We start from the raw sequence: 23,946 nt of genomic DNA, 5'->3' as shown, positions 1-23,946 counted from the left end.
CCGCGCCGGCCGGGGGTCGGGCCCGTAGGGTGAAGGGCGTGGCCGAGACCGAGACGCAGAACGCCCAGACCACCGCCATCGAGTTCCGCAGCGACGTGACCGTCGAGCTGGTCCGCTCGAGCGCCCAGGACTCCGACGTCGTGTTCGCCGCGCGGGTGTCCACGCAGGGGGAGAAGACGCTGGACGCCGCCCAGTCCGGCGAGGACGCCTCGGAGAAGCGCGACAAGGGCCTCATCAACTACCTGATGCGCGACCGGCACGGCACGCCGTTCGAGCACAACTCGATGACCTTCTACGTCCAGGCGCCGCTGTTCGTGTTCCGCGAGTTCCAGCGGCACCGGATCGCGTCCTACAACGAGGAGTCGGGCCGCTACCGCGAGCTCCGTCCCGTGTTCTACGTCCCGGCTCGCGAGCGCAATCTCGTCCAGGTCGGGCGCCCCGGCGCCTACGAGTTCATCGCCGGCGCACCGGAGCTCAGCGACCTCGTGCAGGAGGAGGCGAAGGCCGCGGCCACGCAGGCGTACGAGGCCTACCAGCGGATGCTCGCCGCCGGCGTCGCCCGCGAGGTGGCGCGCATCGTCCTGCCCCTCAGCCTCTACTCGTCCATGTACGTGACCATGAACGCCCGGTCGCTCATGAACTTCCTCTCCCTCCGGACGAAGCGGGACGACGCGAAGTTCCCGTCCTTCCCGCAGCGGGAGATCGAGATGGTCGCCGAGCGCATGGAGGACCTCTGGAAGCCGCTCATGCCGATGACCGCCGCCGCGTTCGACGCCAACGGGAGGGTCGCCCCCTGAGCGACCGGACCGCGGGCTGGGCGCTCGTCACCGGCGCCACGGCGGGCCTCGGCGCGGAGTTCGCCCGCCAGCTCGCCCGGCGCGGCCTGTCCGTCGTGCTCGTCGCCCGCGACCGGGAGCGACTCGAGGAGCTCGCGGCCCAGCTGCGCTCGGCGTACGGCGTCGAGGCCGAGGCGCTGCCCGCCGACCTCGCCGACCGCGACCAGCTCGCCGCGGTCGAGCGCCGGCTGGCGGATCCCGATCGGCCCATCACGGTGCTCGTGAACAACGCCGGCTACGGGCTGCGCGAGCAGTTCGAGCAGAACCCCGTCGAGGCCGAGCAGGCGTTCCTCGACGTCCTCGTGACCGCGCCGATGCGGCTCAGCCACGCCGCCCTGGCCGCGATGCTGCCGCGGCGCTCCGGCACGATCCTCAACATCGCGAGCGTCGCCGCCTTCACCCCGCGCGGCACGTACGGCGCGGCGAAGGCGTGGGTGGTCTCCTTCAGCCGCTGGGCGAACCTCACCTACCGGAGCCGGGGCGTCACGGTGACGGCCGTGGCTCCGGGCTTCGTGCGCACCGAGTTCCACGACCGCATGCAGGTCCGGACGTCCTCGGTCCCGTCCGTCCTGTGGCTGCGCCCCGCGCCGGTCGTGGCCGCCGCGCTGCGCGCCGCCGATCGAGGTCGTGCCGTCGCGATCCCGTCCCTCCGCTACAAGGCGCTGACCGCCCTGGCGCGGATCCTGCCCGCCCGCCTCGCCGCGACGGGCGCCCTCCGCGCCCGCTGACCCGGCGGAACCGCAGCCGCCCGGGCGTGTTGCACCCGCAGACGGATGCAGCACGCACGATCCCTTGCGACTCGGGCACGGTATGCCACGAGAGGCGGGCGGGAGGAGCCGCGGCGAGCGCGCCCGGTAGCCTGGGGGCGTGCAGTCGCAGGACAACCCCTTCGGCCAGGTGCTCGTCGCCCTGGTCACCCCGTTCACCTCCGACGGCGAAGTGGACTGGCCCGGCGTCGAGAAGCACATGAACGACGTCATCGAGGCGGGCGCCGACGGGATCGTCGTGAGCGGCACCACCGGGGAGACCAGCACGTTGACGGACCCCGAGAAGGTCCGCCTGGTCGAGGTCGGCAAGGACGTCGCGGGGGGCCGCGCGAAGATCATCCAGGGCGGCGGCTCGAACGAGACCGCCCACGCCATCGAGCTCTACCGGAAGAGCGAGCGCGTCGGAGCGGACGCCGTCATGGTCGTCACGCCGTACTACAACAAGCCCACGCAGGCGGGGATCCTCACCCATTTCCGGATGGTCGCCGACGCCACCGACCTGCCCGTGATCCTCTACGACATCCCGGGCCGCACGGGAGTCCCGATCCGCTACGAGACCATCCTCCGGGCCGCGAAGCACCCGAACATCCTGGCCGTGAAGGACGCCAAGGGCGACCTGAGCGAGGTCAGCCGGGTGCTCAACCAGACGGACCTCATCTACTTCGCGGGCGACGACGCCAACGCCCTCCCCACCCTCGCGATCGGGGGCGTCGGCCTCATCGGCGTGACGGCCAACATCGCGTCCGGCCCGTACCGCACCATGGTCGACGCCGTGAACCGCGGCGACCTGCACACCGCCACCGCGGCGCACAAGGCGCTCGAGCCGCTCGTGCGCGCCGTGATGACCCACGTGCCCGGCACCGTGGCGACCAAGTACATCCTCCACGGCCTCGGCCGCATCGGCTCGCCCCGGGTCCGGCTTCCGCTCGTCGGCCCGGAGGAGTGGGAGGCCGCCCAGATCGAGGACGAGATCGCCCTCGTGAAGGACGTCCCCGGTGTGAGCACGAAGAACTTCCGACCGGACCGCAACGCCGCGGCCGGCGGAGCGCTGCCCAAGGTCGCGGGCACGACCCGCTGAGCCGTTCGGGTCGCCGTCAGCGGCCCATCGCAGAAGGAGTTCCATGCAGGAGCAGGTGTCCGAGCCGCCGACCCTCGAATCCGGGACCCTCCGGGTGATCCCCCTGGGCGGAGTCGGCGAGGTCGGCCGCAACATGACCGTGTTCGAGTTCGGCGGGCAGCTGCTCATCGTCGACGCCGGTGTGCTCTTCCCCGATGTCGACCAGCCGGGCGTGGACCTGATCCTGCCCGACTTCGCTCCCGTCCGGGACCGGCTCGACGACATCCTCGGGATCGTGCTCACGCACGGGCACGAGGACCACATCGGCGCGGTGCCGTACCTCCTGCGCCTCAAGCCGGACATCCCGCTGATCGGGTCCGCGCTCACCCTCGGTCTCGTCGAGGCGAAGCTCAAGGAGCACCGGATCAGCCCCTACAGCCTCACGGTGAAGGAGGGGCAGACCGAGGAGCTCGGCCCGTTCTCACTCGAGTTCGTCGCGGTGAACCACTCGATCCCCGACGCGCTCGCGGTCGCCATCACGACGCCCGCGGGCCGCGTGCTGCACACCGGCGACTTCAAGATGGACCAGCTGCCGCTCGACGGACGGCTCACGGACCTCCGCGCGTTCGCCCGCCTCGGCGAGCAGGGCGTCGACCTGTTCCTCGCCGACTCCACCAACGCCGACGTCCCCGGGTTCACGCCGCTCGAGCGGGACATCGGGCCCGTCCTGAGCCAGGTGATCGGGTCCGCGCCCCGGCGGGTCATCGTCGCGAGCTTCTCGAGCCACGTGCACCGCGTCCAGCAGGTCCTCGACGCGGCTGTCGCCCACGGCCGCAAGGTGGCCCTGATCGGCCGCAGCATGGTCCGGAACATGGGGATCGCCGAGCAGCTCGGCTACCTCCGCGTCCCGGACAACCTCCTGATCGACGCCAAGAAGGCCGCCGACCTGCCGGACGACCGCATCGTGTACATGTCCACCGGCTCCCAGGGCGAGCCGATGGCGGTGCTCGCGCGGATGGCGAACCTGGAGCACCAGATCGAGATCGGGCAGGGCGACACGGTCATCCTCGCCTCGAGCCTGATCCCGGGCAACGAGAACGCCGTCTACCGCGTCATCAACGGGCTCACGAAGCTCGGCGCCAACGTCGTGCACAAGAGCAACGCGAAGGTGCACGTGTCCGGGCATGCGTCGGCCGGGGAGCTGCTCTACTGCTACAACATCCTGAAGCCGCGGAACGCGATGCCGGTGCACGGCGAGCACCGCCACCTCGTCGCCAACGCGCAGCTCGCGATCGCCTCCGGCGTCCCGGAGGCGAACACGATCGTCGCCGAGAACGGCACGGTGGTCGACCTCCGGAACGGCGTCGCCCGCGTCGTGGGGCAGCTCGACCTCGGGCACGTCTACGTGGACGGGTCGTCGGTGGGCGAGATCAGCGAGGCGGACCTCAAGGACCGCCGCATCCTCGCCGAGGAGGGGTTCATCTCGATCTTCGCGGTCGTCGACACCCTCACCGGCCGGATCATCGCCGGTCCGCACGTGCACGCCCGCGGCTTCGCCGAGGACGACGCCGTCTTCGACGACGTCATCCCGAAGGTGCGCCGGGCCCTGCTGGAGGCCGCGGAGAACGGGACCCGTGACATCCACGCGCTGTCGCAGGTCGTCCGCCGGACCGTGGGCCGCTGGGTGAACACGCAGCACCGCCGGCGCCCGATGATCGTCCCCATCGTCATCGAAGGCTGAGGCGCCCCCGAGCCGCGAGGACGGGTCAGGAGCGGCCCTCCCGTGCCACAATCACCAGGCATGGCGGGCTACCGGATCCGTGAGGCGAGGCCGGCGGACTCGCTCGCGCTCACCGAGGCACTGGTCGAGGCCGCGAACTGGGATCCCGACCGCACCTCGCCGCGGGTGTCCGTGCTCGCCGATCCGGTGCGCCGGCGGTACATCGCCGGCTGGCAGCGGCCGGGCGACGCGGGGTTCGTCGCGGAGGACGCCACGGGGGAGCCGGTCGCGGCGGGCTGGTACCGCGTCTTCTCCGCCGACCGGCCGGGACTCGGCTTCGTCGCGTCCGGAGTCCCCGAGCTGATCCTCGGAGTCCGGCCGGTGTGGCGTGCGCAGGGCGTGGGACGGAGCATCCTGCAGCACCTCGTGCGCCGGGCCGAGGCGGACGGCCACACCAGGATCAGCCTCAGCGTCCAGCGCGGCAACTTCGCCCAGCGGCTGTACCTCAGCGAGGGCTTCGTCACGGTGGAGCAGCGCGCGGACGCCGATGTGATGGTGCGGACCTTCCTCTAGGCGGGCGCCCTCCGCCTCCTTCCTCTGCGGGCGTCCGGGAGGTGAGACACAGGCCCGACTTCGTCCCGAGGAGCCCCGACTCTGAGCATCCGCTCGGGACGCGGCGCGCCCGCCGCTCGCGTGTCACCCGTCCGCCCGTCGCAGGCCGGACGTATGGTGGTCCGCATGGCTGGAGGCCCGAGGACGACGAGCCGTGCCCGCACGACGGCCGCCCGCAGCACGGGCACGAAGCCGCGCAGCCGATCCACGTCCACCCAGCGGACCAAGAAGTACCCGGTCGTCCAGGAGGAGCAGGGGCTGCTCGCGAAGGCCTGGATGGGCCTCGCACACGCGACAGGGGCCGCGGTCCGCGCGCTCGGGCCGGAGAAGCTCGCGAAGGAGGAGCGCAGGGACGGGATCCCGTTCCTGCTGTTCGTGCTCGCCGTCGTCGGGGCGATCGTCGAGTGGTTCTTCGTCGGCGACCCCATCGCCATGACGCTCGACGCCTGGACGTTCGGCGGCCTGTTCGGCCGCGTCGCGTTCGCGCTGCCCGTCGTCCTCTTCGTCTTCGCGATCTGGCTGTTCCGGCATCCGAGCTCGGTGGAGGACAACGGCCGGATCGGCATCGGTCTCGCCATCCTCCTCATCTCGGTGTCCGGCATCTGCTACCTCTGGGCCGGGACGCCGGCGCCCCGGGACGGCGTCGACGCGATCGCGCTCGGCGGCGGGGTCTTCGGGTGGCTCATCGGCGCCCCGCTCGCCTGGCTCATCACGCCGGTCGGGGCGACCCTCGTCCTGGCCCTGCTCGCGGTCCTGTCGCTGTTCATCATCACGAAGACGCCTCCGAACCACGTCGGCGATCGGCTGCGCCAGCTCTACGCGTACCTCTTCGGGGCGGAGACGCCCGAGGAGCCGGTCCCGGCGAAGAACCGCAAGACGGGCAAGGACGCGACGCTCACGAACTCGCTCGAGGACTTCGGCCTCGAGTCCGCGGAGGACGTCGATCCCGAGAGCCTGCCGTGGTGGCGCCGGAACAAGGGGAAGCGGGAGGCCGAGCGCGCCTTCGACACCCCGATCGTCGAGCAGTCGTTCACCGACGTCCTCGACCTCGTCCCGCCGCCGTCCGGTCCGGCGCCCGGAGCGGTCCAGCCGCCCGACGAGAGCGCGGACTTCGGCATCGAGCTGCTCGAGGACATGCTCCGTGTGGACAGCGGCCCCGCCCCGTCCGCGAACGCGACCGAGATCCTGCCCGCCGTCCCCGTCGCCGCCGCCGAGTCGCCCGCGATCGTGCCGGCCGCGGAGCCTGCTGCCGCAGAGGCGGACGCCGAGCCCGACTTCGCGACGCCGATCCCGGCCGGGCCCTACCGCCTGCCGCCCGCGTCCCTACTCACCCCAGGCCCGCCCGCCAAGAAGCGCTCCGAGGCCAACGACCAGGTCGTGGCCGCCATCACCGGCGTGCTCACCCAGTTCTCGGTCGACGCGAGGGTCACCGGCTTCTCCCGCGGTCCCACGGTCACGCGCTACGAGGTCGAGCTCGGCACGGGCGTCAAGGTCGAGAAGGTCATCGCGCTCGAGAAGAACATCGCGTACGCGGTCGCCTCGAACGAGGTGCGCATCCTGTCGCCGATCCCCGGAAAGAGCGCGATCGGCGTCGAGATCCCGAACCCGGACCGCGAGACCGTCGCCCTCGCGGACGTGCTGCGCTCCCCGAACGCGGCGAAGAGCAAGCATCCGCTGACGATCGGCGTGGGCAAGGACGTCGAGGGCGGATTCGTCGTCGCGAACCTCGCGAAGATGCCGCACCTGCTCGTCGCCGGCTCCACCGGGTCCGGGAAGTCAAGCTTCGTCAACTCGATGATCACGTCCCTGCTCATGCGCGCGACGCCGTCCGAGGTGCGCATGGTCCTCGTCGATCCGAAGCGGGTCGAGCTAACGGCCTACGCCGGTGTGCCGCACCTCATCACGCCCATCATCACGAACCCCAAGAAGGCCGCCGAGGCGCTGCAGTGGGTCGTGAAGGAGATGGACATGCGCTACGACGACCTCGCGTCGTTCGGGTTCAAGCACATCGACGACTTCAACGCGGCCGTCATCGCGAACGAGATCATCCTCCCCGCCGGGAGCGAGCGCGTCCTCAAGCCGTACCCGTACCTGCTGGTGGTCGTCGACGAGCTCGCGGACCTCATGATGGTCGCGCCGCGCGACGTCGAGGACTCGATCGTGCGCATCACCCAGCTCGCGCGCGCGTCCGGCATCCACCTCGTGCTCGCCACGCAGCGGCCGAGCGTCAACGTCGTCACGGGCCTCATCAAGGCGAACGTGCCCTCCCGCCTGGCGTTCGCCGTGACGAGCGTCACCGACTCCCGCGTCATCCTCGACCAGCCCGGGGCGGACAAGCTGATCGGCCAGGGCGACGGGCTCTTCCTGCCCATGGGCGCATCGAAGGCGATCCGCGTGCAGGGCGCCTGGGTGACCGAGGCGGAGATCGCGAAGGTCGTCGAGCACTGCACGCTCCAGGGCCGGCCCGAGTACCGGTCGGACGTCGCCGCGGTCACCGAGAAGAAGGAGATCGACGCCGACATCGGCGATGACCTCGACCTCCTGCTGCAGGCCGCCGAGCTCGTCGTGACGACGCAGTTCGGGTCGACCTCGATGCTGCAGCGGAAGCTCCGCGTGGGCTTCGCGAAGGCCGGCCGGCTCATGGACCTGCTCGAGTCCCGCGAGATCGTCGGCCCGTCCGAGGGCTCGAAGGCGCGCGACGTGCTCATCACGGCCGAGCAGCTCCCCGGCGTCCTCGCGAAGCTGCGCGGCGAGGAGGGCGGCGCCGCACCGGCCTCGGTGCAGATGCCTCTCGACGCGGTGGAGGACCAGTTCGCCGGCTACGAGGTCGTCGACGCGTCCGATTCCGAGGACGCCTGGGGCCTCACCGGACGCGACTGAGCGGCGGAGCACGGCCGCGAACGGAGCACCTCGCGTTCAGTCCACGTCGATGCCGTGCTCGGCCGCGAGGAGCGGGGCGAGCTGCGCCAGCTGCTCGGTCGTGACCCGGACGCCGCGCAGCGACTCGATGCCGCGCAGCGCCGACAGCTCGAGGCCGCGGAGGTCCACCGAGCGGAGCCGGGCGGCGGTGACGTCGAGAGTCGTGACGGTCGTGCCCGCGACGGCGATCCGGGTCGCGTCGGCCCCGCCCAGGTCGAGCTCGTCGATGACGCAGTCCTCGATGAGGACGTCGGTGAGGCGGGCACCCCGGAGCCCGACGTAGCCGAGCTTGCAGCCGGTGAGCCGCACCGAGCGCCACTCCGCCTCGCGCAGCTCCGCCGAGCCGATCCGCGAGTGCTCGAGCACCACGTCCCGCCACTCGGTGCCGGCGGCGCGGAGGACGGGCGCGGAGACCCGCCGCAGCAGGCTCTCCGCGAAACGGGCGTCGGTGAGGTCGGCGTCCGCGACCGTCACGTCGTCCCACTCGCACGAGTCGACGACGAGGCGCTGGAGGGGGCGCCCGCTGAGGTCGGCGCCCGCGAGGCGCTCCGTCTCCCGGTAGGCGCCGGCGACCACCTCGGCGGGGTCGGCCTCCTCGAGCTCCGGCAGCCGGAGCGGATCGATGCGCGGGCTCTCGCCGCCTCGCGCCCTGCGGACCATCGTGTCCCCTTCCCGGTCCCATCCTGGCCTCCGGCATGGCTCGGCGGACGGGGGATCACGGGGGCGAGGCCCTGCCCGGTCGACTCGCCGATCCTCGATTACGCTGGAACGACCTCGGGTCCTGCCGCCGGAACTCCTGGCGGCCGTGCCGATGCCGACGCGGCCCGGGACAGGGGAGTTCGGGTGACGCGGAACGAAGGCGGCCGGGCCGGCACGGCGCGGGCCACCGCACGCCGAGCCCAGGAGCGGGCTCGGGCGAGCTACGCGCGCGGACAGGCGAAGGTCGTCGAGCGAGCCCGGGGACGCGTCGTCCAGCACGGCGACACCAAGGCGAGCGACGGGAACGTCGCCAATCTGATCACCGTGGTGCGCATCCTCTTCGCACCCGTCTTCATCTGGCTGCTGCTGGCCGACAACGGCGAGGGCGGTGTGCTCCGCTGGGTCGCCACGGCGCTCTTCGTCGTGGGCATCGCGACCGACGGTGTGGACGGCCTGCTCGCGCGGCGGCGGAACCTCGTCACGAACGTGGGGATCCTCCTCGATCCGATCGCCGACAAGGTCCTCACCGGCGGCGCGCTGATCACGCTGTCGGTCCTCGGCGAGGTGCCCTGGTGGGTCACGATCCTCATCCTCGTGCGCGAGATCGGCATCACGGTCTTCCGCTTCAGCGTCCTGCGCGACCGCGTCGTCCCGGCGTCGCGCGGCGGCAAGCTCAAGACCGTCGTCCAGTCCGTCGCGATCTCGGTGCTGCTCGCGCCCCTCCCGGCGCTCGTGTCTCAGCTGGGCTTCCCCGAGGCGGTGCCGTGGGTGCTCGGGCTCGGCGTGAGCCTGCTCGTCCTCGCGGTCGCGCTCACCGTCCTCACGGGCATCGACTACCTCTGGCAGGCCTACTCGCGGAACCGGCGCCGGTGAGCGGCGCCGCCGCGCTGCTGGCCGAGCTGCAGCGTCGTGGCCTCACGCTGGCCGTGGCCGAGTCGCTGACGGGCGGCAGGCTGGCCGACGCGATCGTGTCCGTGGCGGGCGCGTCCGCGGTCTTCCGAGGCGGAGTCGTGGCCTACTCCACCGACCTCAAGCGCTCCCTCCTGGGTGTCGACGGCGAGCTGCTCGCCGAGCACGGACCGATCCACCCCGAGGTGGCGCGGCAGATGGCGGAGGGCGTCTGCGACCTCTGCCGCGCGGACGTCGGGCTGGCCACCACGGGGGCGGCGGGTCCCGACCCCCAGGACGGCCACCAGCCGGGCGAGGTGTACGTCGCGGTGGCGGGTCCGGGCGGGTTCTCCGTCGAGCGTCTCGACCTGGACGGCGACCGGAGCGGCATCCGCGGAGCGACCGTCGACCGCCTCCTCGCGATGGCCGCCGGCGTACTTGAGGCGGAATAGCGCAGGTTTCGCGAGGGTTACATCTTTCGTGCTCACAAGCAACACTCAACGCGCCTCAGTAGGGTTTGAGGCACGTCCGGGGTATCGTGCCCCAACCATCCGCAATCACGAGGCATCTCACAGTAGGGAGGGACAGTGGTTCTAGTTCGTCAGGAGCTTGGCGACGTTCTGCGCGACTTCCGTCTGCAGAAGGGACGCACCCTCCGGCAGGTGGCCAGCAAGGCGAGCGTCGCCCTCGGGTACCTGAGCGAGGTGGAGCGCGGCCAGAAGGAGGCCTCCTCCGAGATCCTCGCGTCGGTCGCCGAGGCGCTCGACACCCCCATCTCGGTCATCATGCGTGAGGTCGGCGACCGGCTCGCCGTCCTCGAAGGCATCGACGTCATCCCCGACACCGTCCCCGCCGACTTCACGAACTCGTTCGCGAAGGACCTGGGCCCCGCGGATCTCGTCGCCCGCTGACAGCGCACCCGCACTCGTCGAACGCCCCGCTCCGGCGGGGCGTTCGCCGTTTCCGGGGCTGGGCCGGCGATTGGTAGCGTGACCGGGTGCGGCTGAGCGAGTTCCGGATCGCGGTCGCCGAGGAGTTCGGCGACGCGTACGGGCGCGCCCTCGTCCGCGAGCTCGTGATGGGCGAGCTCGGCGAGAGGACGGCCGAGCAGGCCCTCGCCGACGGCTACCGGCCGGGCGAGGTCTGGGTGGCCCTGTGCAAGGCCACGGGCGTGCCGCGCGAGCGCTGGCACGGGAGGGGCCGGCCGGTCGCGAAGTAGGGCGGCGACACGCCGCTCGCCTCTCGAAGATACCTTCGAAGAGTCGTAGTGTCCTGCACAGGTGCCCGAGCAGGGGATTCTCCGCGGACCGAGCGTCTCCGGCAGCGATGTCGGAGGTCCCGTCTACCGTCGGAGGCAGCCGGCGAGAACACCGCAGAGCCTTGTCGACACCCTCCGGAGACGGAGCGGCGGCGACAGCCTAGAGGCCGCCACCTTCGATGATTCAGGAGATCCCATGCCATCACCCGCAGACCGCGAGAAGGCCCTCGAGACCGCTCTCGCCCAGATCGACCGCCAGTTCGGCAAGGGCTCCGTCATGCGCCTCGGCACCGAGGAGCGCGCGCCCATCGAGATCATCCCGACCGGGTCCATCGCGCTCGACGTCGCCCTCGGCATCGGCGGACTCCCGCGGGGCCGCATCGTCGAGATCTACGGCCCGGAGTCCTCGGGAAAGACGACGCTGACGCTGCACGCGATCGCCAACGCCCAGCGCAACGGCGGCATCGCCGCGTTCATCGACGCGGAGCACGCGCTCGACCCCGAGTACGCGAAGAAGCTCGGCGTCGACATCGACTCCCTGCTCGTGTCGCAGCCGGACACCGGTGAGCAGGCCCTCGAGATCGCCGACATGCTGGTCCGGAGCGGATCGATCGACCTCATCGTCATCGACTCCGTCGCGGCGCTCGTCCCGCGCGCCGAGCTCGAGGGTGACATGGGCGACTCGCACGTCGGCCTCCAGGCCCGCCTCATGTCGCAGGCTCTGCGCAAGCTGACCGGTGGCCTCAACCAGACGAAGACCACGGCCATCTTCATCAACCAGCTCCGCGAGAAGGTCGGCGTCTTCTTCGGCAGCCCCGAGACCACCGCGGGCGGCAAGGCGCTCAAGTTCTACGCCTCCGTCCGGCTCGACATCCGCCGGATCGAGACGCTCAAGGACGGCGCCGAGGCCGTGGGCAACCGGACCCGGGTCAAGGTCGTCAAGAACAAGATGGCCCCGCCGTTCAAGCAGGCCGAGTTCGACATCCTCTACGGGGTGGGCATCAGCCGCGAGGGCAGCCTCATCGACTTCGGCGTCGAGCACAACATCGTGAAGAAGTCGGGCGCCTGGTACACCTACGACGGCGACCAGCTCGGGCAGGGCAAGGAGAACGCCCGCAACTTCCTCGCGAACAACCCCGACATCGCCAATGAGATCGAGAAGAAGATCCTGGTGAAGCTCGGCGTGGTCAAGGGACCGGACACCGGTGCCGCCGCGCCGGCGGGCCCGGTGCCGATCGAGCAGAAGCTCGCGGCGCGCAAGGCGGCAGGAGCCTGATCGTGCCGTCCAGGTCGGACGATGCCGATTGGGTGGCTCCGGTCGTCCCGCTGTTCCGGCGGGACGACCGGCCCGCGCCTCCTGAGGAGCCGGTGGGGGAGCCCTCGGAGAACCACCCCGCGCGGAGCGCGGAGCGCCGTGCGCGGCGAGCCCAGAACGTGAGCGTCGCCGCGCTCACCCGGCGGGGGATGTCCGAGGCCGAGCTGCGGGACACGCTCGCGCAGCGGGGCATCGACGAGGCCGAGGCGGAGGCGGAGATCGCCCGCCTGACCGAGGGTCGCTACCTCGACGACCTGCGGCTCGCCGAGGCGGTCGTCCGGGTCGAGACGGAGCGCAAGGGCAAGGGCCGCGCCGCCGTGGTGGCCGAGCTGCGCCGACGCCGGGTGACCGACTCCGCCATCGAGGAGGCGCTCGACGACTTCGACGACGAGGAGGAGCTGCGGCTCGCCGTCTCCGTCGCCGAGAAGCGCGCACGCCAGCTGTCGGGCCTCGATCCCGAGACCGCGCGGCGACGTCTCGCGGGCTTCCTGCAGCGCCGCGGGTTCTCCGGCTCCGTGATGCAGCACGCCCTCCGCGCCGCGCTGCCCCGCGCGTCCGCGAACTCGGTCGTCTTCGTCGAGTCGGACGACTGAATCGGCTCCGCCGGTCCTGACCCGCCGGAGTGCAGAACCGGGCCGGTCGTCGCCGACCGCCGACGTACACTTGCCGATCGTGAGCATGACCGCCGAGCGCATGGACCTCGTGGACGAGACGCGTCCCCGCACGTACGAGGTGCGGACCTACGGCTGTCAGATGAACGTCCACGACTCCGAGCGCCTGAGCGGCTCGCTCGAGGCGGCCGGCTACGTGCCCGCGGACGGCGCCGAGCCCGACATCGTCGTGATCAACACGTGCGCCGTGCGCGAGAACGCCGACAACAAGCTCTACGGCACGCTCGGTCACCTCGCGTCCGTGAAGCGGTCGCACGCGGGGATGCAGATCGCTGTCGGCGGCTGCCTCGCGCAGAAGGACAAGAACGTCATCCTGCAGCGTGCGCCCTGGGTCGACGTCGTCTTCGGCACCCACAACATGGGATCGCTCCCTCGGCTGCTGGAGCGGGCCCGCCACAACGGCGAGGCCGAGCTGGAGATCCTCGAGTCGCTCGAGGTGTTCCCGTCCACCCTTCCCACGAAGCGGGACTCGACCTACAGCGGCTGGGTATCGATCTCGGTCGGCTGCAACAACACGTGCACGTTCTGCATCGTGCCGTCGCTGCGCGGCAAGGAGAAGGACCGGCGTCCGGGGGAGATCCTCGCCGAGGTCCAGGCCCTCGTCGACGACGGCGCGATCGAAGTCACCCTCCTCGGCCAGAACGTGAACTCGTACGGCGTCGAGTTCGGCGACCGGCAGGCGTTCGGCAAGCTCCTTCGGGCCGCGGGCGGGATCGACGGGCTGCAGCGCATCCGCTTCACGAGCCCGCATCCGGCGGCGTTCACCGACGACGTCATCGACGCCATGGCGGAGACCCCCGCCGTGATGCCGCAGCTGCACATGCCGCTCCAGTCGGGGTCGGACCGCATCCTCCGCGCCATGCGCCGGTCCTACCGCTCGGAGCGCTTCCTCGGCATCCTCGACCGGGTCCGGGCGCGGATCCCGGATGCCGCGATCAGCACCGACATCATCGTCGGCTTCCCCGGGGAGACCGAGGAGGACTTCCAAGACACGCTCCGCGTCGTCGAGCAGGCGCGCTTCGCGTCGGCGTTCACGTTCCAGTACTCCATCCGTCCTGGCACGCCCGCCGCGACCATGCCCGACCAGGTGCCGAAGGAGATCGTCCAGGAGCGCTACGAGCGGCTCGTCGAGCTCCAGGAGCGCATCTCCTGGGAGGAGAACCTGCGTCAGGTCGGGCGGGACGTCGAGGTCCTCGTATCGACGGGCGAGGGGCGCAAGGACGAGGAGACTCACCGCCTGACCGGCCGCGCCCGTGACAGCCGGCTGGTGCACTTCGAGGTTCCGGCCGGATCCCCGGTGCCGCGGCCCGGCGATCTCGTCGACGTCCGCGTCACGCACGCCGCTCCCTTCCACCTCCTCGCCGACGATCCGTCGGGAGCGCCGCTGCGGATCACGAGGACCCGCGCCGGCGACGCGTGGGATCGCGCCCAGGCGGAGTCGTGCGGGGTCCCTGCGGCGGCCGACGCACCCGCGACGCGCGGCCCCGTCTCGCTCGGTCTGCCCACGCTGCGCGTCGGACGGTGACGGAGCGGGCCGCGCTCGTCGCGGTCGTCGGTCCGACCGGAACGGGCAAGACCGCGCTCTCCCTGGACCTCGCCGAGGCCCTCGCGGCGCGCGGTCGCTCCGCCGAGGTCGTGAACGCGGACGCCATGCAGCTGTACCGGGGGATGGACATCGGGACGGCGAAGCTCCGCCCCGAGGAGCGCCGCGGCATCCCGCACCACCTCTTCGACGTGCTCGACGTGACCGAGACGTCCACCGTCGCGGACTACCAGCGCGACGCCCGGGCCGTCGTCGAGGACGTGCAGCAGCGGGGCGCGGTTCCAATCCTGGTGGGCGGCTCGGGGCTGTACCTGTCCGCCGTGCTGCACGACTTCCGCTTCCCCGGCACCGACCCCGGCCTCCGGGTCCGCCTCGAGGGGGAGCTGGCCGAGCGGGGCGCCGCGGCGATGTGGGAGGTGCTGCGCGACCGCGACCCGGACGCAGCTCGCGCGATCGACGCGGGCAACGGCCGGCGGGTGGTCCGGGCCCTCGAGGTCATCGAGCTCACCGGACGCCCCTATGCGGCGAGCCTTCCGGACGAGTCGAGGTCGTGGCGCCCCGCCACCGTGCTGCTCCTCGACGTCCCGCCCGAGCGCCGGCCCGAGCTCAAGGACCGGCTGGCCGAGCGCGCCCGCGGGATGTTCGAGCACGGGCTCCTCGACGAGGTGCGCGGCCTGCTCGAGGCCGGGCTGGAGCGCGGCACCACCGCTCGCCGCGCCATCGGGTACGCGCAGGCGGTCGACGTGCTGAGCGGCAGGAGCGGCCTCCCCGAGGCGGTCGAGGAGACGATCCAGCTCACCTGGCGCTACGTCCGCCGCCAGCGCTCGTGGTTCGCCCGGTGGACGGATGCCGTGCGCCTCGACGCCGGGGCTCCTGACCTCTTCGAGCACGCCCTCGCCCGCATCGGAGTGCCGGCGCGCTGAGGGGCGTCCGCCCGCTCACCGCAGCTCGGCGAGGAGGGCGCGCTCCTCGTCGGGCATCAGTCCCGCGCGGCGCGGCCTGCCGGGCGCAGCGCGAGCACCGGCCAGGGTCTTCGCTGGAAGCGCACCCTAGGGTGGAACGATGACCACGATCGCCTTCACGAAGGGCCACGGCACCGGGAACGACTTCGTCCTGATCGCGGACCCGGACGGCGAGCTCGACCTGCCTCCCGAGACGGTCGCGGCGATCTGCGACCGGCACTTCGGCGTCGGCGCCGACGGCGTCATCCGTGCCGTGCAGTCGCGGAGCATCCCCGACGGCGCGGCCGCCCTCGCGGAGGAGCCGGACGCCGAGTGGTTCATGGACTACCGCAACGCGGACGGCAGCATCGCCGAGATGTGCGGCAACGGCATCCGCGTGTACACCCGCTTCCTGCTCGAGGAGGGACTTGCGGAGCTCCCCGACGGCAGCACCCTCCCCATCGGCACCCGCGGCGGTGTCCGCGACGTCCAGCGCAGCGGGACGGGCTTCTCGGTCGACCTCGGCCGCTGGGCCCTCCGGCCTGGGGAGCCGCTCGTCTCCGTCAGGAGCCTGCCCGTCGCGCGTCCCGGGATCGGGATCACCGTGCCGAACCCGCACGTGGTCATCGCGGTCGCCGACGAGGACGAGCTCGACTCCGCCGACCTCACGGTCGCCCCGGTCCTCGACCCGGCGCCGCCCGAGGGCGCGAACGTCGAGCTCGTGCTCCCGCGCGAGCCCCTCGTGCGGGACGGCGTTGGCCGCATCCGCATGCGGGTCCACGAGCGCGGCAGCGGCGAGACGCTCTCGTGCGGCACCGGGGTCGCCGCCGCCGCCCTCGCGACCCGCCACTGGGCGGGTCGGGGAGCGCCTTCCGCCTGGCGCGTGGAGGTGCCGGGCGGCGTCCTCGGCGTCCGGATGTTCCCGACCGAGGACGGCGAGCACGTCGCCCTCAGCGGTCCCGCCGAGCTCGTCTTCCGCGGCGCCCTCGAGGTCTGATCCGTCGAGATGCCACCTGGTGCTGCCATCCAACGGAAATGGGAGCACCAGGTGGCATCTCGTCAGGGCCTGCGGTGCACGTCGAGCACCCGGAACCCCTTTGAACTGCCCGCGCGGGTCACCGACAGCTCGGGCGCGAACTCGGTGTCGAGCCAGCGGTGGAGCGAGTCCGCTCCGAGGTTCTTCTGCACCACGAGCCAGGCGTGCCCGTCGGGCGCGAGGCGGGGCAGCCACCGGGAGAGCAGTGCGTGGAGCTCGGCCTTGCCGATCCGGATGGGCGGGTTCGACCAGATCGCCGAGAAGGCGACTCCATTGGGAACACCGTCGGGCGGAACCGCGTTGACCCCGGTGAGCCCCAGCTCGGCGGCGTTCCGCCGGGTCAGCTCGAGCGCCCTCTCGTTGACGTCCACCGCCCACACGGTGGCCTCGGCGGAGGACAGCGCGAGCGTGAGCGCGACAGGGCCCCAGCCGCAGCCCAGGTCGAGGAGATCCCCGGCCGGAGGCGGCGGGGGAGCCGTGTCGAGCAGGACCCGCGTGCCCGCGTCGACGTGGTCGGGGCTGAACACACCCCCTGCCGTGATCGCCTCGAACTCCCGTCCCGCCAGTGACACCGGGATCCGCCTCTCCCGAAGCGGACCGGAGGGCGCCGTCGAGAAGTAGTGCCCGTCAGTCAAGGGCCCATCCCGATGCTCAGCCGGGGGCATACCATCACCGAAACCCTACGAATGGAACGAATAGTCTTGACGTCAATGGAACCCAGTCTCTCCGACACCGACGTGGAGCGGCCGGACGACGACGTCGTAGCGCGGGTCCTCGCGACCGCCGAGCGCCGCGCCGCGGGCCACGCGGTCTTCGGTCCGACGGCGCCGATCGCGCCCGTCCAGCCCGCCGCCCCCGACGTGGACGGCGAACAGCTCGACCTCGAGGAGCGCCAGGCGCTGCGGCGCGTCACCGGGCTCTCGACCGAGCTCGAGGACGTCACCGAGGTCGAGTACCGGCAGCTGCGCCTCGAGCGCGTCGTGCTGATCGGCGTCTACCCGCAGGGCGGGATCGTCGACGCCGAGAACTCGCTGCGCGAGCTCTCGGCACTGGCGGAGACCGCCGGCGCGGTCGTCCTCGACGGACTGCTGCAGCGCCGTCCCTTCCCGGACCCCGGCACCTACCTCGGACGCGGCAAGGCGCAGGAGCTCGCCGACCGCGTCCGCGCCCTCGGCGCCGACACCGTCGTGGCCGACACCGAGCTCGCGCCGAGCCAGCGGCGCGCCCTCGAGGACGTCGTCGGCGTGAAGGTCATCGACCGCACCGCCGTGATCCTCGACATCTTCAGCCAGCACGCCAAGAGCCGGGAAGGCAAGGCGCAGGTCGAGCTCGCGCAGCTCGAATACCTGCTCCCGCGCCTTCGCGGTTGGGGTGAGTCGATGTCCCGCCAGGCCGGTGGCCAGGTCGGTTCCGCGGGCGCCGGAATGGGGTCGCGCGGACCCGGTGAGACGAAGATCGAGCTGGACCGCCGCCGCATCCACTCCCGCATGGCGCGGCTGCGCCGGCAGATCGCGGACATGAAGCCCGCTCGGGAGGCGAAGCGCGCCAACCGGCGCCGCAACGCGGTCCCGTCCGTCGCGATCGTCGGCTACACCAACGCCGGCAAGTCCTCGCTGCTGAACCGGATCACCCGTGCCGGCGTGCTCGTCGAGAACGCGCTGTTCGCGACCCTCGACGCCACGGTGCGTCGCTACGAGACCCAGGACGGACGCGTGTTCACGCTCGCCGACACCGTCGGGTTCGTGCGCAACCTCCCGCACCAGCTCGTGGAGGCCTTCCGGTCGACCCTGGAGGAGACGGCGGACGCGGACGTGCTCGTGCACGTCGTCGACGGATCGCACCCCGATCCCGCCGCCCAGCTCTCGACCGTGCGCAACGTGATCGGCGAGGTGGGGGCGCGGGACATCCCGGAGCTGGTCGTCTTCAACAAGGCGGACCTGGTCGGCGACGCCGACCGGATGGTGCTGCGCGGCCTCGAGCCGGACGCCGTCTTCGTGTCGGCCCGCACGGGCGAGGGCGTCGACGAGCTGCTGGGCAGGATCGCCGGGCTGCTCCCGACGCCGAAGCTCGAAGTCGACGTGCTGATCCCCTACGACCGCGGCGACCTGGTCGCCCTCGTGCACGAGCGCGGCAAGGTGCTCGAGCTGGGCTACGAGGAGGGCGGCACGCGCATCCACGCGATGGTCGGCGCCGAGGAGCGGGGCGCCCTGGCGCCCTACCTGCGCGAGGAGCGCGCCGCGTCCTGACTCGACGCGGGTCCTGATCCCGGCTGCGGCACGGGCTCGGTCGCAACCAGGGCCGATCCGGTCGAACCGGGCCGTCGTGCCGGCCCGGAAACACCGGAACGGCCCGGGTTGTGACGCCGAGCTGCCGTACGTCGCGCCGTAGTACGGCGGCCGCCGTCAGACGGAGCGGAGGACCGCGACGACCTTGCCGAGGACGTCGGCCTCGTCGCCGAGGATCGGCTCGAACGCGCTGTTGCGCGGGAGCAGCCACGTGTGCCCGTCGCGCTGGCGGAACACCTTGACGGTGGCCTCGCCGTCGAGCATCGCGGCCACGATCTCGCCGTTCTCCGCGCTGCGCTGCGACCGGACGACCACCCAGTCGCCGTCGCAGATGGCCGCGTCGATCATCGAGTCGCCGGACACCTTGAGCATGAAGAGCTCGCCGCTGCCCACGAGGGAGCGGGGGAGCGGGACGACGTCCTCCACCTGCTGCTCGGCGGTGATCGGGATGCCGGCCGCGATCCGCCCGACCAGGGGCACGAGAGCGGTGTCGTCGGGCGTCACCGGTGCCGCGTCCGGCTGGGCGGCGGGCACATCGACGAGCACCTCGAGCGCGCGGGGCCGGTTGGGATCCCGGCGGATGGCGCCGGCGAGCTCGAGCTGATTGAGCTGGTGGGTGACGCTCGACAGTGAGGAGAGCCCGACGGCATCCCCGATCTCCCGCATGCTCGGCGGATACCCGCGCGTCGCCACGGACTGCTGGATGACGGTGAGGATCGCCTGCTGCTTGTCGCTGAGGCCGGTGCGCCGACGCTGCCCTGTGCGTTCCGCGGTCATCGCCGTCCCCTCGTCGCTCCCACCCCCGTCTCCGGTCGGAGCCGATGTCGGTGGCTGCTGGTTGCCTTGCGGCGAACATCGAAACTGTATCCGGTGGGCCGGCGGCCGACAACGGTTCCTTCGAGCGTGTCTTCGAAGAGAACCGGGAAAAGCCGCGGGAAGCGCCGGTTGCGGGATCGTTGATTCGAAAGTATGTTCGGAACACATCTCCGCGGGCGGTGCTCCCGGCCGAGCGCCGCCCGCGGGATCTCGAGGAGGATCCCGTGAGCAGCATCAGCGTCACCCCCGTCGCACTCCCCGCCCGCCGTCCCCTGCGCCTCACGCACCGCGGTCGTGCCGTCTTCGCCGGCCTCGCGGCCGCGCCCCTTATCGCAGGCCTCCTGTTCGCCTCCGTCACCGCCCCCGCGTCGGCCGGGAACGAGCAGCGCTCCGGCTCCGCCTTCGCGACCGTCACGGTGACCTCCGGCGACTCGCTCTGGTCGATCGCCGAGCGCATCGCCCCGCGGGCCGACCCCCGCGATGTCGTGGCCGAGCTCAAGCGCCTCAACGCCCTCGATGACTCCGCCGTCCTCGCCGGCCAGACGATCGCGATCCCGGCCCAGTACTCCCAGTGAGGTCTCGGACCGCCGCCGCCGCTGCCGGCCGCCCTCCGAGGGCGTCCTAGACTCGCACGGGTGACTTCGCTCGCCGACCTCCCCCTCCGTGAGGACCTCCGCGGCCGCCAGCCCTACGGCGCTCCGCAGCGTCCCGCCCGCGTCGCGCTCAACGTCAACGAGAACACCCACGGGGTGCCCGAGGACGTCGCCGAGGACATCGTCGCCGCGCTGCGGGAGGCCGTCACCACGCTGCACCGCTATCCCGACCGCGAGTTCACCGCGCTGCGCGAGAGTCTCGCCCGCTACCTCGGTCACGGCGTGCAGGTCGAGCAGGTGTGGGCCGGCAACGGGTCCAACGAGGTGATCCAGCACGTCCTGCAGGCCTTCGGCGGACCGGCACGCTCGGTCCTCGGCTTCCCTCCCACCTACTCGATGCATTCGATCCTCGCGGGCTCGACGGGGACCCGTTGGGTCGAGGGGGAGCGCGACGAGGGCTTCGAGATCTCGCCGGAGACGGTCGTCCGGGAGATCGAGCGCACCCGCCCCGACCTGGTGTTCCTCTGCGGCCCGAACAACCCGACCGGGACGGGTCTCGGGCTCGACACCATCCGCGCCGCCTACGAGGCGACGGACGGGATCGTCTTCGTCGACGCCGCCTACGCCGAGTTCATGCCGACCGACCACGAGAACGCGCTGACGCTCCTGCCCGGCCGGGAGCGGCTCATCGTCTCGCGCACCATGAGCAAGGCCTTCGCGTTCGCGGGCGCCCGCGTGGGCTACATGGCCGCCGACCCCGCGGTCGTCGACGCCCTGCGCCTGGTCCGGCTGCCGTACCACCTCTCGTCGCTCACCCAGGCGGCGGCGATCGCAGCCCTCGCGCACACCGGCGAGATGCTCGCCCGCGTCGACGAGATCAAGGAGCAGCGAGACCGCATCGAGCGCGAGCTGCCGGAGCTCGGCTTCTCGCCCTGGCCGAGCGAGGCCAACTTCGTGCTCTTCGGCGGGGTGGCCGACCCCGCCAGGACCTGGTCCGAGCTCCTCGAGCGCGACGTGCTCGTCCGCAACCTCAGCATCCCTCACACCCTTCGCGTGAGCGCGGGGACCGAGGCGGAGACGTCCGAGTTCCTGTCGGCCCTCGCCGAGGTCGGCGGCGCCGCCGCCTGACCCGATCGGGGGCGGGGCGGGGCCCCGGCGCGCCCGCCTAGACTCGAAGACCATGGAACCCGGACAGCGGACCGCTCACCTGCAGCGGGAGACGAGCGAGTCGTCGGTCGACCTGCGGCTCGACCTCGACGGCACCGGCCGCTCCCGCATCGCGACCAGCGTCCCGTTCTTCGACCACATGCTCACCGCGTTCGCCAAGCACTCCCTCACGGATCTGACGGTGACCGCGAACGGCGACATCGCGATCGACGTGCACCACACCGTCGAGGACACCGGCATCGTCCTCGGCACGGCCATCCGACAGGCGCTCGGCGACAAGGCGGGCATCGCGCGATTCGGTGACGCCACCGTGCCTCTCGACGAGGCGCTGGCGCGCGCGGTCGTCGACATCTCCGGTCGCCCCTACCTGGTTCACAGCGGCGAGCCCGACGGGTTCGAGTACCACCTCATCGGCGGGCACTTCACCGGATCGATGGTCCGCCACTTCTTCGAGGCGGTGACCATGGCGGCGGGCCTGACGGTGCACCTCACGCTGCTTGCCGGCCGTGACCCGCACCACATCGCGGAGGCCCAGTTCAAGGCCTTCGCGCGGGCCTTCCGCCAGGCGAAGGAGCTGGACCCGCGCGTCTCCGGGATCCCGTCGACCAAGGGCGCGCTGTGAGCAGACCGTCGGTCGTCGTCCTCGACTACGGCAGCGGCAACGTCCACTCCGCGGTCAAGGCGCTGCAGGAGGCCGGAGCGGACGTCGAGCTGACGGGGAACCGCGCGCGGGCGCTGGAGGCGGACGGGCTCGTCGTGCCCGGCGTCGGCGCGTTCGGCGCCGTCATGTCCGCGCTGCGCGAGGCCCGCGGCGACGAGACCATCGACCGCCGCCTCGCCGGCGGCCGCCCCGTGCTCGGCATCTGCGTCGGCATGCAGGTCATGTTCGAGCGCGGCGTCGAGCGCGGCGTCGACACTCCAGGACTCGGCGAGTGGCCCGGGACGGTCGACGAGCTGAGGGCTCCGGTCCTCCCGCACATCGGCTGGAACACCGTGGACGCCCCCGAGGACAGCGTCCTGTTCGCCGGGCTCCGGGATGAGCGCTTTTACTTCGTGCACTCCTACGGCGCGCGCGAGTGGACGCTGGAGCCGCAGCGGCCGTTCCGGGCGCCGTCGGTGACCTGGGCGACGCACGGCGAGCCCTTCGTGGCGGCCGTGGAGAACGGCCCGCTCTCGGCCACCCAGTTCCACCCCGAGAAGTCCGGGCAGGCCGGCATCCGCCTGCTCGCGAACTGGATCCACAGCCTCGCGGCCTAGCCCATCATCAGGAGTCCCATGACGAACTTCCACGACACCCCTGCCCTCACGCTGCTGCCCGCGGTCGACGTCGCCGACGGCAAGGCGGTCCGGCTCACGCAGGGGGAGAGCGGCACCGAGACCGATTACGGCGACCCCGTGGACGCCGCCGAGGACTGGGCCAAGCAGGGCGCCGAGTGGATACACCTCGTCGACCTCGACGCCGCCTTCGGCCGCGGCAGCAACCGGAACGTCATCCGCCGGGTCATCCGTGCCGTGGACGAGGACGTCCGTGTCGAGCTGTCCGGCGGCATCCGCGACGACCGGAGCCTGGACGAGGCGCTCGAGACCGGGGCCACCCGCATCAACCTGGGCACCGCGGCGCTCGAGCAGCCCGAGTGGGCCGCATCGGTGATCGCCGAGCACGGTGAGGCGGTCGCGGTGGGCCTCGACGTCCGCGGGGAGACGCTCGCGGCGCGCGGCTGGACGCAGGAGGGCGGCAACCTCTGGGAGGTGCTCGAGCGGCTCGAGGACGCCGGCTGCGCCCGCTACATCGTCACCGATGTGACCAAGGACGGCACCCTCCGCGGGCCGAACCTCCAGCTGCTCGAGGAGATCCTCCGACGCACCGAGCGGCCGGTGGTCGCCTCCGGCGGCATCTCGAGCCTCGACGACATCGCCGCGCTGCGCGAGCTCGTGCCGCTCGGGCTCGAGGGCGCCATCGTCGGCAAGGCGCTCTACGCCGGCGCGTTCACCCTGCCCGAGGCCCTCGACGTCGCCGGGCGCTGACCCCCGCCGTGGACCGTCTCGCCGACTCCGCGGGCGTGCCGTGGGCGGGACGGCACTTCAGCCCGACCGCCTTCTCGGGTGACGACGGGAGCGCGCCGCCCGGACTCCTGGCTGCCCTGACCGCGTTACGAGCCGGGACCGGCGGGCAGGCCGAGGTGCTGGAGGCGCTCCGCGGCGTCCGCCTGCTCGTGCCGCTGCTCGCCCAGCTGGGCGAGTCGGGCGTCGGTCCGACGGGCCTGACGGTCGACAAGAGCGCCGAGCTCGCCCTCGTCACCGTCGCCGCGCCGGACGGGCGGCGCGTCCTGCCGACCTTCACCTCGGTCGATGCGATGCGGCGCTGGAACCCCTCGGCCCGCCCGATCCCCGTGGAGAGCGAGCGCATCGCGCTGGCGGCGGCCGCGGAGGGCACGGACCTCGTCGTGCTGGATCCGCTGTCCGAGACCGAGTTCGTGGTGCGCCGCCCCGCCGTCTGGGCGCTCGGCCGAGGGCTGCCGTGGCGACCCGCCGCAGGTGACCCGGAGGTCCAGGCGGCGTTCGCCGAGGGCGCCGGAGAACCGGCGGTGCGCGGCGTGCGGCTCGACGCCGGCGACCCCGCCGCGACCCTGGCCGGACCCGAGCTGGTCGTCGAGCTCTCGCTCGTAGACGGGCTGGACCGGACCGGGCTCGACGCCCTGCTCGCCCGGATCGGGGAGCGCTGGGCCTCGAGCCCGGTCATCGCCGAACGGGTCGACTCGCTCGCCGTCCGGGTCGTCTCCACGCGGAGCTCTTGACGCGCCTGCCTGCCCGCAGGAGCATCGG

Annotated in this window: 25 protein-coding genes; 22 read left to right on the top strand and 3 right to left on the bottom strand. The window is 72.2% G+C overall.

Annotated elements, in window-relative coordinates:
• Window positions 1-38 precede the first annotated feature (38 nt).
• From thyX to J3P30_RS00210, 6 genes are all read left to right on the top strand, one after another.
• Complete coding sequence (gene thyX, locus J3P30_RS00235) at window positions 39-797, top strand: FAD-dependent thymidylate synthase (RefSeq protein ID WP_307807332.1); 759 nt, start codon at window positions 39-41, stop codon at window positions 795-797.
• A complete protein-coding gene (locus tag J3P30_RS00230) occupies window positions 734-1,564 on the top strand; it encodes an SDR family oxidoreductase (RefSeq protein ID WP_307807532.1) in 831 nt (276 codons plus the stop codon). Before thyX ends, J3P30_RS00230 begins: the two co-directional genes overlap by 64 nt.
• A gap of 139 nt (window positions 1,565-1,703) precedes the next feature.
• The gene (gene dapA / locus J3P30_RS00225; RefSeq protein ID WP_210478801.1) at window positions 1,704-2,681 is read left to right on the top strand and encodes a 4-hydroxy-tetrahydrodipicolinate synthase; all 978 of its coding nucleotides are present in this window, start codon (window positions 1,704-1,706) and stop codon (window positions 2,679-2,681) included.
• Window positions 2,682-2,724: 43 nt separating this feature from the next.
• Complete coding sequence (locus J3P30_RS00220) at window positions 2,725-4,401, top strand: ribonuclease J (RefSeq protein WP_210478798.1); 1,677 nt, start codon at window positions 2,725-2,727, stop codon at window positions 4,399-4,401.
• Between the two features lie 60 nt (window positions 4,402-4,461).
• Window positions 4,462-4,953 (top strand): GNAT family N-acetyltransferase, encoded by a 492-nt coding sequence (locus tag J3P30_RS00215; RefSeq protein WP_210478795.1) that lies wholly within the window; start codon window positions 4,462-4,464, stop codon window positions 4,951-4,953.
• A 165-nt stretch (window positions 4,954-5,118) separates the two neighbouring features.
• Window positions 5,119-7,872, top strand: coding sequence for a DNA translocase FtsK (locus tag J3P30_RS00210; protein WP_210478793.1), 2,754 nt, complete (start codon window positions 5,119-5,121; stop codon window positions 7,870-7,872).
• A gap of 36 nt (window positions 7,873-7,908) precedes the next feature.
• Here the strand turns inward: J3P30_RS00210 and J3P30_RS00205 are convergent, their stop codons facing one another.
• Window positions 7,909-8,571 (bottom strand): pentapeptide repeat-containing protein, encoded by a 663-nt coding sequence (locus J3P30_RS00205; RefSeq protein WP_210478790.1) that lies wholly within the window; start codon window positions 8,569-8,571, stop codon window positions 7,909-7,911.
• Between the two features lie 354 nt (window positions 8,572-8,925).
• Here J3P30_RS00205 and pgsA point away from each other — a divergent pair, with 354 nt between their 5' ends.
• The 9 genes from pgsA to dapF all read left to right on the top strand — a co-directional run bounded on the left by pgsA (window position 8,926) and on the right by dapF (window position 16,223).
• Window positions 8,926-9,483: a CDP-diacylglycerol--glycerol-3-phosphate 3-phosphatidyltransferase gene (gene pgsA, locus J3P30_RS00200; protein ID WP_246852797.1), complete on the top strand. Its 558-nt coding sequence runs from the start codon at window positions 8,926-8,928 to the stop codon at window positions 9,481-9,483.
• On the top strand, window positions 9,480-9,950 hold the full coding sequence (locus tag J3P30_RS00195) for a CinA family protein (protein ID WP_210478785.1): 471 nt from the start codon (window positions 9,480-9,482) through the stop codon (window positions 9,948-9,950). Before pgsA ends, J3P30_RS00195 begins: the two co-directional genes overlap by 4 nt.
• A 135-nt stretch (window positions 9,951-10,085) precedes the next feature.
• Window positions 10,086-10,409 (top strand): helix-turn-helix domain-containing protein, encoded by a 324-nt coding sequence (locus J3P30_RS00190; RefSeq protein WP_210478782.1) that lies wholly within the window; start codon window positions 10,086-10,088, stop codon window positions 10,407-10,409.
• An 86-nt stretch (window positions 10,410-10,495) separates the two neighbouring features.
• Complete coding sequence (locus J3P30_RS00185; protein WP_210478780.1) at window positions 10,496-10,717, top strand: DUF3046 domain-containing protein; 222 nt, start codon at window positions 10,496-10,498, stop codon at window positions 10,715-10,717.
• 235 nt (window positions 10,718-10,952) lie between these two features.
• Window positions 10,953-12,032: a recombinase RecA gene (gene recA / locus J3P30_RS00180; protein WP_210478778.1), complete on the top strand. Its 1,080-nt coding sequence runs from the start codon at window positions 10,953-10,955 to the stop codon at window positions 12,030-12,032.
• A gap of 2 nt (window positions 12,033-12,034) precedes the next feature.
• Complete coding sequence (locus J3P30_RS00175; RefSeq protein ID WP_210478775.1) at window positions 12,035-12,664, top strand: regulatory protein RecX; 630 nt, start codon at window positions 12,035-12,037, stop codon at window positions 12,662-12,664.
• 85 nt (window positions 12,665-12,749) lie between these two features.
• Window positions 12,750-14,267 (top strand): tRNA (N6-isopentenyl adenosine(37)-C2)-methylthiotransferase MiaB, encoded by a 1,518-nt coding sequence (gene miaB / locus J3P30_RS00170; protein WP_210481779.1) that lies wholly within the window; start codon window positions 12,750-12,752, stop codon window positions 14,265-14,267.
• Complete coding sequence (gene miaA / locus J3P30_RS00165) at window positions 14,264-15,208, top strand: tRNA (adenosine(37)-N6)-dimethylallyltransferase MiaA (RefSeq protein ID WP_210478773.1); 945 nt, start codon at window positions 14,264-14,266, stop codon at window positions 15,206-15,208. The genes miaB and miaA overlap by 4 nt, the downstream gene beginning before the upstream one ends.
• A gap of 139 nt (window positions 15,209-15,347) precedes the next feature.
• Window positions 15,348-16,223 (top strand): diaminopimelate epimerase, encoded by an 876-nt coding sequence (dapF, locus tag J3P30_RS00160; RefSeq protein ID WP_210478771.1) that lies wholly within the window; start codon window positions 15,348-15,350, stop codon window positions 16,221-16,223.
• A gap of 62 nt (window positions 16,224-16,285) precedes the next feature.
• Here the strand turns inward: dapF and J3P30_RS00155 are convergent, their stop codons facing one another.
• Window positions 16,286-16,897, bottom strand: coding sequence for a class I SAM-dependent methyltransferase (locus J3P30_RS00155; RefSeq protein ID WP_210478768.1), 612 nt, complete (start codon window positions 16,895-16,897; stop codon window positions 16,286-16,288).
• Between the two features lie 75 nt (window positions 16,898-16,972).
• On the opposite strand from J3P30_RS00155, the gene hflX reads away from it, so the two are divergent.
• A complete protein-coding gene (gene hflX / locus J3P30_RS00150; protein ID WP_210478766.1) occupies window positions 16,973-18,508 on the top strand; it encodes a GTPase HflX in 1,536 nt (511 codons plus the stop codon).
• Between the two features lie 156 nt (window positions 18,509-18,664).
• On the opposite strand, the gene lexA is transcribed toward hflX, so the two are convergent.
• Entirely contained in the window at window positions 18,665-19,324 is a 660-nt protein-coding gene (gene lexA / locus J3P30_RS00145; RefSeq protein WP_210478764.1) for a transcriptional repressor LexA, read from the bottom strand.
• A gap of 263 nt (window positions 19,325-19,587) precedes the next feature.
• On the opposite strand from lexA, the gene J3P30_RS14980 reads away from it, so the two are divergent.
• The 6 genes from J3P30_RS14980 to J3P30_RS00115 are packed head-to-tail and all read left to right on the top strand — an operon-like array spanning window position 19,588 to window position 23,918.
• A complete protein-coding gene (locus tag J3P30_RS14980) occupies window positions 19,588-19,938 on the top strand; it encodes a LysM peptidoglycan-binding domain-containing protein (RefSeq protein WP_307807331.1) in 351 nt (116 codons plus the stop codon).
• A 60-nt stretch (window positions 19,939-19,998) separates the two neighbouring features.
• Window positions 19,999-21,084, top strand: coding sequence for a histidinol-phosphate transaminase (locus tag J3P30_RS00135; protein WP_210478760.1), 1,086 nt, complete (start codon window positions 19,999-20,001; stop codon window positions 21,082-21,084).
• Between the two features lie 52 nt (window positions 21,085-21,136).
• On the top strand, window positions 21,137-21,745 hold the full coding sequence (gene hisB, locus J3P30_RS00130) for an imidazoleglycerol-phosphate dehydratase HisB (protein ID WP_210478758.1): 609 nt from the start codon (window positions 21,137-21,139) through the stop codon (window positions 21,743-21,745).
• Window positions 21,742-22,380, top strand: coding sequence for an imidazole glycerol phosphate synthase subunit HisH (hisH, locus tag J3P30_RS00125; RefSeq protein WP_210478756.1), 639 nt, complete (start codon window positions 21,742-21,744; stop codon window positions 22,378-22,380). Before hisB ends, hisH begins: the two co-directional genes overlap by 4 nt.
• Window positions 22,381-22,398: 18 nt before the next feature.
• Entirely contained in the window at window positions 22,399-23,148 is a 750-nt protein-coding gene (gene priA / locus J3P30_RS00120) for a bifunctional 1-(5-phosphoribosyl)-5-((5-phosphoribosylamino)methylideneamino)imidazole-4-carboxamide isomerase/phosphoribosylanthranilate isomerase PriA (protein WP_210478753.1), read from the top strand.
• Window positions 23,149-23,156: 8 nt separating this feature from the next.
• A complete protein-coding gene (locus tag J3P30_RS00115) occupies window positions 23,157-23,918 on the top strand; it encodes an SseB family protein (RefSeq protein WP_307807330.1) in 762 nt (253 codons plus the stop codon).
• The last annotated feature ends 28 nt before the right edge of the window (window positions 23,919-23,946 follow it).

The organism is Naasia sp. SYSU D00948 (assembly GCF_017916515.1).
Lineage (GTDB): Bacteria > Actinomycetota > Actinomycetes > Actinomycetales > Microbacteriaceae > Naasia.
The sequence above is the reverse complement of the archived record's forward strand: the minus strand, read 5'-3'. Positions and strand labels throughout refer to the sequence as shown.

Coding starts and splice junctions, on each gene's coding strand:
- J3P30_RS00215 (WP_210478795.1), top strand. CDS start 4,462: ATGGCGGGCTACCGGATCCGTGAGGCGAGGCCGGCGGACTCGCTCGCG.
- lexA (WP_210478764.1), bottom strand. CDS start 19,324: ATGACCGCGGAACGCACAGGGCAGCGTCGGCGCACCGGCCTCAGCGAC.
- J3P30_RS00205 (WP_210478790.1), bottom strand. CDS start 8,571: ATGGTCCGCAGGGCGCGAGGCGGCGAGAGCCCGCGCATCGATCCGCTC.
- hisB (WP_210478758.1), top strand. CDS start 21,137: ATGGAACCCGGACAGCGGACCGCTCACCTGCAGCGGGAGACGAGCGAG.
- recA (WP_210478778.1), top strand. CDS start 10,953: ATGCCATCACCCGCAGACCGCGAGAAGGCCCTCGAGACCGCTCTCGCC.
- miaB (WP_210481779.1), top strand. CDS start 12,750: ATGACCGCCGAGCGCATGGACCTCGTGGACGAGACGCGTCCCCGCACG.
- priA (WP_210478753.1), top strand. CDS start 22,399: ATGACGAACTTCCACGACACCCCTGCCCTCACGCTGCTGCCCGCGGTC.
- dapF (WP_210478771.1), top strand. CDS start 15,348: ATGACCACGATCGCCTTCACGAAGGGCCACGGCACCGGGAACGACTTC.
- J3P30_RS00210 (WP_210478793.1), top strand. CDS start 5,119: ATGGCTGGAGGCCCGAGGACGACGAGCCGTGCCCGCACGACGGCCGCC.
- hflX (WP_210478766.1), top strand. CDS start 16,973: ATGGAACCCAGTCTCTCCGACACCGACGTGGAGCGGCCGGACGACGAC.
- J3P30_RS00220 (WP_210478798.1), top strand. CDS start 2,725: ATGCAGGAGCAGGTGTCCGAGCCGCCGACCCTCGAATCCGGGACCCTC.